Source organism: Hyalangium sp., assembly GCF_035629615.1.
GTDB lineage: Bacteria > Myxococcota > Myxococcia > Myxococcales > Myxococcaceae > Hyalangium.
The window spans coordinates 1-4,579 of the sequence record NZ_DASPHO010000826.1 but is presented as its reverse complement, the minus strand read 5'-3'; the positions used below and the strand labels follow the sequence as shown (position 1 = coordinate 4,579).

The following is a 4,579-nucleotide window of genomic DNA, read 5'->3' as shown; positions in this document are numbered from 1 at the left end:
GGACGGCACGCAAGAGGCAGCGCGACGCATCGAGCGCGTGCTCACCTCGGATCCCGGCATGGGCGTGCTGCGGCATGTGGACGCGGGCTATCCCGAGGCAGTCGACGTTGCCCACAAGCGCGGGGTGAAGATCCCCGGCGTCACGGTGTGAGGCCCCTCGTGGCGACTCCCTTCCCGAGACGTGGAGGATGGGGGGTGGTGGCGCTTGCGGCGCTGGCCTTGCTGGCCGGCTGCGCCCCCGCCACCCTGAGCCCGATGGTGATGCGACTGGGGCCAGGCCACCCTCAGGAGAGCCTGATCCATGCGGGCCTGCGGAGCGGTCCGCGCATGTCGGCTCCGCTCGCCGCACAGACCAGCTTCGATCCCGCCGAGCAGAACTTCTCCGGCGATCGCGCCAGCTTCTCCCCGCGGCAGTGGTCGGTCTCCTACGACTTCGCGGTGCAGAAGCCGCTGGACGAGAAGCTCGCGCTGCACCTGGGATTGAACGGCGAGATCTACTACCCGCTCCCGCTGCCGGGCTACGGCGTCTACGTGGGCCTGTCCAGTTGGTACGGCACGCCCACCCTGGGCATTGCGCCTTCGATCGTGCTGCGCGGCGCGACGGACTTCGGCCTCGATACACGCGGGGGCCCGGGCAGCATCATCGGCGCCGAGACGTCCGTCGCCCTCTACTTCTCTCCCGAGGACCGGGTGTCCGTGGGAGTGGTGCCCTTCCTGGGCATCCACCAGGTCTTCGCGAGCCAGGGGTTGAACGCCACCACCCTGCACTACGGCGGGGCGCTGGTGATGCGGCTTCCCCTGGGCAAGGCGGATCAGATCGAGATGTCCGGGGGCTCTGGCCGGGTGAAGGCCAGCGGAGCAGAGGGCTGGAACGCGCCCATCCTCGGCGTCCGCTGGGGGCGCTGAGCCATGCAGCCACTGGACCTGCTCGTCCGCAACACCTCCGAGGTGCTCACCGTGGAGGGCTCGCACCGGGAGCCCGCGGAGCAGGCCCTCACCCCCCGCCCGCGCGCCTGTGTGGGCGTGCGCGGCGGCCTCGTGGCGTGGGTGGGGCAGGAGGCGGAGCTGCCGCCCGGCGCCGTGGGGCCACGCACCGAGGTGCTGGATGCCGAGGGGCGGATGGTGGGCCCCGGCTTCGTGGATCCGCACACGCACCTGGTCTTCGCAGGGGAGCGCTCCGCCGAGTTCGACCTGCGCTGCCAGGGCGCCACCTATCTGCAGATCGCCCAGGCCGGAGGCGGGATCGTCAGCACCGTGCGCGCCACCCGGGCCGCGAGCGAAGAGGAGCTGGTGCGCCTTGACCTGCCCCGGCTCCAGCGCTTGTTGGAGCAGGGCGTGACGACGGTAGAGGTGAAGAGCGGCTACGGGCTGGACGTGGAGAACGAGCTGAAGATGCTGCGGGTGGTGCGCCGGCTCGCGAGCCTCACGCCGGTGGAGCTGGTGCCCACGCTGCTGTGCGCCCACGCGCTGCCCGAGGAGTTCAAGGGCCGCCGCGAGGCGTACGTGGAGCTGTGCATCCAGGAGATCCTCCCCGCCGTGGCCCGCGAGGGCCTGGCCCGCTTCTGCGACATCTTCGTCGAGCAGAGCGCCTTCACTCCGGACGATGCCTACCGGCTCCTCACCGCCGCGAAGGTGCTGGGGATGCGGCCGCGGCTGCACGGGGATCAGCTCACCTCGGGCGGGGGCGCGGAGCTGGCAGCCGAGCTGGGCGCCGCCACCGTGGATCACCTGGAGCATGTGAGCGAGGCCGGCATCCGCGCGCTGGCCACCGCGGACGTCACTGCCGTCCTTGTCCCCACCTCTACCCTCTTCCTGCGCATGAGGCCCTACGCCCCTGGCCGCAAGCTGCGCGATGCAGGCGTCAATATCGCCTTGGGGACGAACCTCAATCCGGGCTCGGCGATGACGGAAAATCTTCCCCTGGCCATGGGGCTCGGCTGCCTGGAGAACGGGCTCACGGCGGCAGAGGTGTACTGGGCAACCACCCGAGGCGCCGCTCTCGCCCTGGGCCTGCCCTCGCACGGGCGGCTCGCTGTGGGAGATGTGGCGGACCTCGTCCTTTTCTCGTGCTCAAACTACAGACACCTACCCTACCACCTTGGAGTGAACCACTCGCGAACAGTGTTGAAGGGCGGGCGCGTTGTCATCCGTGCGGGTATGGCACACTGTGAATGAGAGGGGCCTGATTCGAAAGCCATGTGCCGTCTTTTTGGTTTCCGCTCTGCTGTGCCAGCTGCCGTTCACCCGGCTCTTGTGACTGAGAGGAACTCGCTCGTCATCCAGTCGCGCGAGCACAAGGACGGGTGGGGAATCGCGGCGTATGGCGTGGAGTCGCAGCCCAAGGTGGCCCACGGCGTGGGCCCGGCGCACAGCGATCCGGACTTCCACCGCGTGAGCAGCCTGGTGTCCTCGCACACCGTGGTAGCGCACGTGCGGCTGGCGTCGGTGGGGGCGGTGGAGCTGCGCAACTCACACCCGTTCCTGTATGGCCACTGGTCCTTCGTGCACAACGGGACGCTGAAGAACTTCGAGCAGCACCGAGGAGCCGTGGAGGCGCTCATCCGCGAGGATCTGCGCAAGAACATCCGTGGGACGACGGACTCCGAGCGGTGCTTCCACATCTTCCTGACGCAGCTGGCCTCGCGCAACGCGCTGGAGGGGACGGTGCGCATGGAGGACGTGGCGATCGCGCTGGCCGAGACGATGGAGCGGGTGGCCGCGATCACGGACGAGCCTGGGCAGGAGCGCTCGGCGATGAACTTCCTGGTCACCAACGGTGAGGTCATGGTGGCCACGCGCCGCAATCGCACACTGTTCCTCTCGGACGGGCGGCGCGCGGACTCGAGCAAGGCGGCGCCCATCCAGCACGGCACCCGGCTCGATCAGCTCCTCATCGCGAGCGAGGCGCTGTGCGGCAACCACACCGCGTGGGACGCGGTCTCCGAGGACGAGGTGATCGGCGTGGATGGCCGGCTGGTGGTGCACCGCTGGCGCCTCTCGGATCTCACGGTGGTGGGTTAAAACAGTTGGAGGGCACAAGCGCGGGACTGCACGGAGGGGTAAGCCTCATCCTTATCGCTGCTAAGCGCAGTTGATCCAGCTAGGAGCGCCAGTGGCGACACCCCGATGGGAACAGCCCTCTCCAAGGGCTTGGAGATGATTCGCCAGCGCAAAGAGGTCAGCCCCTCTCCGCTTTAACTGTCTGTGCAGAACTCAGACCCGTAGCGAGCCACGGAACGCCCTGACGGCATAGCAAGATTGTGCACCGTTGTGATACACGAAGACATTGCCGTAGCGGAAATCAGCAAAGAGGGCACCACCGAGCTTTCTAATATCAGAAGGTGTTTTCACCCAGCTCGATGTTTTCGCATCGAAATTTCCAAGCTTCTGCAACTCTCGATATTGTTCTTCCGATAAAATTTCAATGCCCATGGCAGCAGCCATATCAATAGCGTTATTTCCCGGCTTATGTTCTTTCCTTGATTCCAGCCCTTCGCGGTCGTAACAAACACTTCTGCGGCCTTTAGGGCTTTCCGCTGAACAATCATAAAAAATGTATTCGCCCGTCTTTTTATCCTGACCAACAACGTCCGGTTCACCGCCAGTTCTTTCCATTTCATTGAGTGACCACAGTTTTTCAGTATTGGCTTCCAGCTTTGCTTGTACTTTAGCCCATTCAAGACCTTTATGGCGGTTCATGTTTTTCTCAAAACGGGCCTTCACCACCCTGAGTAGTTCTTCACGTTGTTCTGGTGACAACTTCTTTTTATTGCTATTGTTTTTCATGCCTTTTATTACCTCTATTGAGCAGGCGTGTTAACTGAAATGATTTTCTGTCCTCAGGCCTGAAATACCAGTCCTGGGTCGAACCCCACGATGTGGACGGTCGACTTCCTCCGGCAGATCCGCTCGCGCACGCCGCGAGAGGGTGGGCTGCTGGCGACCTACAGCCCCGCCACGCCGACGCGCGTGTCACTGCTCCTCGCCCGCTTCTTCGTGGGCCACGGGTTGTCGACGGGGACCAAGGGCGAGACCACGGTCGCTGCGTCGGCGCCGGGCAGCGGGTTGCCGACCGCGAGATGGGACAGCCTTCGGACCGCTGCCGACGAATGCCGCCAGGTGCTCGCCGGTCAGCGTCGACCTTGCCGCCACCAGGTCGGCCGGGGTGCCTTCGAACACGAGCCGCCCTCCGTCGTGGCCCGCGCCCGGTCCGAGGTCGATGATCCAGTCGGCGTGCGCCATCACCGCCTGGTGGTGCTCGATCACGATGACCGACTTGCCGGAGTCGACCAGCCGGTCCAGCAGCCCGAGCAGCTGCTCGAGGTCGGCCAGGTGCAGGCCGGTGGTCGGCTCGTCGAGCACGTAGACGCCGCCTACGGCACCCATGTGCGTCGCGAGCTTGAGCCGCTGCCGCTCGCCCCCCGACAGCGTGGTGAGCGGTTGACCGAGCCGCAGATAGCCGAGCCCCACGTCGGCCATACGCTGCAGGATGGCGTGCGCAGGTGGCGTGTGCGCCTTGCCGGCACCAAAGAAGCTCAGCGCCTCTTCGACCGATAGATCGAGCACTTCGGCGATGTTG

General features: G+C 65.8%; 6 protein-coding genes and 1 pseudogene. 5 read left to right on the top strand and 2 right to left on the bottom strand.

Annotated features, from left to right (window positions below):
• The 4 genes from VD972_RS41615 to VD972_RS41600 all read left to right on the top strand — a co-directional run.
• Positions 1–151 (top strand): hypothetical protein (locus VD972_RS41615; protein ID WP_324994961.1); only part of this gene is annotated, 151 nt, incomplete at its 5' end.
• 44 nt (positions 152–195) lie between these two features.
• Positions 196–906 (top strand): hypothetical protein, encoded by a 711-nt coding sequence (locus tag VD972_RS41610; protein WP_324994959.1) that lies wholly within the window; start codon positions 196–198, stop codon positions 904–906.
• Between the two features lie 3 nt (positions 907–909).
• Positions 910–2,175, top strand: a complete 1,266-nt coding sequence (gene hutI / locus VD972_RS41605; protein ID WP_324994957.1) for an imidazolonepropionase — start codon at positions 910–912, stop codon at positions 2,173–2,175.
• 21 nt (positions 2,176–2,196) lie between these two features.
• Positions 2,197–3,021, top strand: a complete 825-nt coding sequence (locus tag VD972_RS41600; RefSeq protein WP_324994955.1) for a class II glutamine amidotransferase — start codon at positions 2,197–2,199, stop codon at positions 3,019–3,021.
• Positions 3,022–3,213: 192 nt separating this feature from the next.
• On the opposite strand, the gene VD972_RS41595 is transcribed toward VD972_RS41600, so the two are convergent.
• Positions 3,214–3,786 (bottom strand): DUF4256 domain-containing protein, encoded by a 573-nt coding sequence (locus tag VD972_RS41595; protein WP_324994953.1) that lies wholly within the window; start codon positions 3,784–3,786, stop codon positions 3,214–3,216.
• A gap of 90 nt (positions 3,787–3,876) precedes the next feature.
• On the opposite strand from VD972_RS41595, the pseudogene VD972_RS41590 reads away from it, so the two are divergent.
• Positions 3,877–3,987: pseudogene (locus VD972_RS41590) on the top strand (MnmC family methyltransferase); the annotation flags it as partial.
• Here the strand turns inward: VD972_RS41590 and VD972_RS41585 are convergent.
• On the bottom strand, positions 3,973–4,579 hold a 607-nt coding region (locus VD972_RS41585), incomplete at its 5' end, for an ATP-binding cassette domain-containing protein (RefSeq protein WP_414654212.1). The pseudogene VD972_RS41590 and the gene VD972_RS41585 overlap by 15 nt on opposite strands.

Bases quoted from the DNA above. Each gene is read 5' to 3' on its own strand.
- hutI (WP_324994957.1), top strand. From the start codon at position 910: ATGCAGCCACTGGACCTGCTCGTCCGCAACACCTCCGAGGTGCTCACC.
- VD972_RS41600 (WP_324994955.1), top strand. From the start codon at position 2,197: ATGTGCCGTCTTTTTGGTTTCCGCTCTGCTGTGCCAGCTGCCGTTCAC.
- VD972_RS41595 (WP_324994953.1), bottom strand. From the start codon at position 3,786: ATGAAAAACAATAGCAATAAAAAGAAGTTGTCACCAGAACAACGTGAA.